Source organism: Aquifex sp. (assembly GCF_056494385.1).
Genome location: NZ_JBSLZM010000026.1, coordinates 1 through 2,140, shown reverse-complemented (window position 1 = coordinate 2,140; position 2,140 = coordinate 1). Strand labels below are relative to the sequence as shown.

Sequence of the window (2,140 nt, the reverse complement as noted above, 5' to 3'; positions counted from 1 at the left end):
CTTTCCACTTGACCTCAACGAACAGTGCTTTCTTATTCCGTTCGTCGAGTGCCAGGAGGTCAATCTCCTCTCCCTTCTGCCACCACCTTCCAATCTTGGCGAACCGGAATGGAAGCTTTCCGGCTTTGTTCAGCCCGATAAGAAATTCCCTCGCTATGCCTTCAAAAACATCTCCCAAATAATGGTTGTACTCCTCAAGGAACTCACTCCAGAATTCGAGGCTCTCAAGCTCTATCTCGTTCCTGTAACGCTCGACAAAGCGGAAGTAGAAGGCCAGGTAGTTGTCCTCAATCTTGTACAGGGTGTTTTTCGTCTTCGGCTTCGCCGTTACGGGGATTTCCCTCCTAAGGAAGCCAAGCCTTTCAAGGACTTCGACGTATTTGAAGAGGTTCGAGCGCGGTATTCCTGTATGGGTGCTTATCTCGTTGAACCTCCGCTTTCCTTCGGCGACCGCCTTGAGGATGAGCTTGTAAACTCTCGGCTCCCTCAGCTCGCTGGATAGGATGAAGTCCGCCTCAGCGTAGAGAAAGCCCCTCTTGTCGAAGGCAAGATTTTTGACATCCTCAAACTTCTCAAAGAGCTCCAGATAAGCCGGAATTCCACCAGTTACCCCGTATACCTTGACCGCCTCTTCAATGTCCACTCCCAGGAATTTCCACGAGTCTAAGAATCCCAGCGGGGAAAGTTTTATCTGGCCATCTCTCCTGCCGTAAAGGGGACTCTTCTGACTCAGGACGTGCTCCTCCATCATGCCAACGGAGGAACCGACGAGGATTAGGTGAAGGCTGGATTCCCTAACTATCTCGTCCACTATGTAGTGGAACTCGCTGAGAACCCTTTTGTCAGACTGAATGAGATATGGGAACTCGTCTATAACGACCACTATCTTTCCCTTCTCTGATAGATACCTGAAAACGTCGGAAAAGCTCGAAAAAGATATCTCGCTTAGGAAAGTGGATGGAAACCTCTCAAGCACCGTCCTTGAAAACTCCCTTAGATTGTCGGAGTAGGTGCTGTTCCGGGCGAGGTAGTAAACGGAGGGCTTATCGGCTATAAACTCCTTGAGTAGCCTTGTTTTGCCAACTCTCCTTCTCCCGTAAACGGGGAGGAACGAATTCTCCTTTTCCCAGAGTCTTCCAAGGAACTCAAGTTCCCGCTCCCTGTCAATAAAAGTTATTGACATGGTATAATACTAGGCATATAACTTTTTAAGAATTTCGGGTGAAGGGCTAAAATCTGAGGAACTGCTCCGCTTTCTCGAAGTCCCTCTTTTTGAGGAGCCTCTGGAAGCCGAGGTAGAGGCCGAGTAACTCAAGGTTTCTCTCCTCAATCAACCTCTCTATCTCCGTCTCAAGCCCGTTGATGGCCCTTTCGAATGCCTTTTCAGAGTAGTCCGAGTACTTGAGACCGTCCAGAATACCAAGGAACTTCCGGGCTTCGAGCTTTATTTCAGCTCCAGTATCTTTCTTCGGTTCCTTCTGCGCTCCCTTGGACTTGGGCGCGGTTGGTTTTTTCTTCCTAATCGGCTCCAGCGTTTTTGGATCTATCCCCTTTTTCTTGAGGAACTCATGCCATTCCTTTCCATATACTTTCTCTGGTTTTACTACCTCCGGGTGCATCTTTTTGAGTTCGATTATGTGGTCGCCAATCACGTCGAGGGGGTGCTTTTCAGGATTGAGGAACTCGAGAACAGCCAGGGCATCTTTTGCATAGCGTATCTTCATTAAACCCGCGTGTACGAGCTTTTCTGGGTTTCCGTATGTTTCTGCCAGCTTCTTCGCGGCATCTATTGCGATTTCGATGGTTTTTTCTATCTTCTTCTCTTCTTCCTCTGATATTCTCTTTGGTGATTTTGACAGAATTTCTTCTAGCAGCATGAGTTTGAGGTAATCCCCGTGTTTTTCTATAAATTCGTCGAAGCTTGGTAACTGCACGGCGGTCGCTTTTTTCTCGCTGTCTGAGACAGTAAGGTCAGTTTTTTTATTTCTTTCACGGGTGTTAGTCTATTGTACACCTCGCCGACCCTTTCTCCCCTGTCTATAAGTATCTGCAGATATTTTTCGTCCAGCCTTTCCGCGCCGTACTTCCAGCTGGCTATCCCCCCAAGTATCCCTATGAGCGCGTCGTATGCGAATTCGTC

3 protein-coding genes are annotated in these 2,140 nt (G+C 48.2%); all 3 read right to left on the bottom strand.

What is annotated here, in order from left to right; all coding sequences use genetic code 11:
- On the bottom strand, positions 1-1,183 hold a 1,183-nt coding region (locus ACWB1W_RS02045; protein WP_479369735.1), incomplete at its 3' end, for an ATP-binding protein.
- A gap of 46 nt (positions 1,184-1,229) precedes the next feature.
- Positions 1,230-1,934 (bottom strand): hypothetical protein, encoded by a 705-nt coding sequence (locus tag ACWB1W_RS02040; RefSeq protein WP_479369734.1) that lies wholly within the window; start codon positions 1,932-1,934, stop codon positions 1,230-1,232.
- Positions 1,904-2,140, bottom strand: a 237-nt coding sequence (locus tag ACWB1W_RS02035) for a hypothetical protein (RefSeq protein WP_479369733.1), incomplete at its 5' end; no start/stop codon positions are given. The genes ACWB1W_RS02035 and ACWB1W_RS02040, both read right to left, overlap by 31 nt.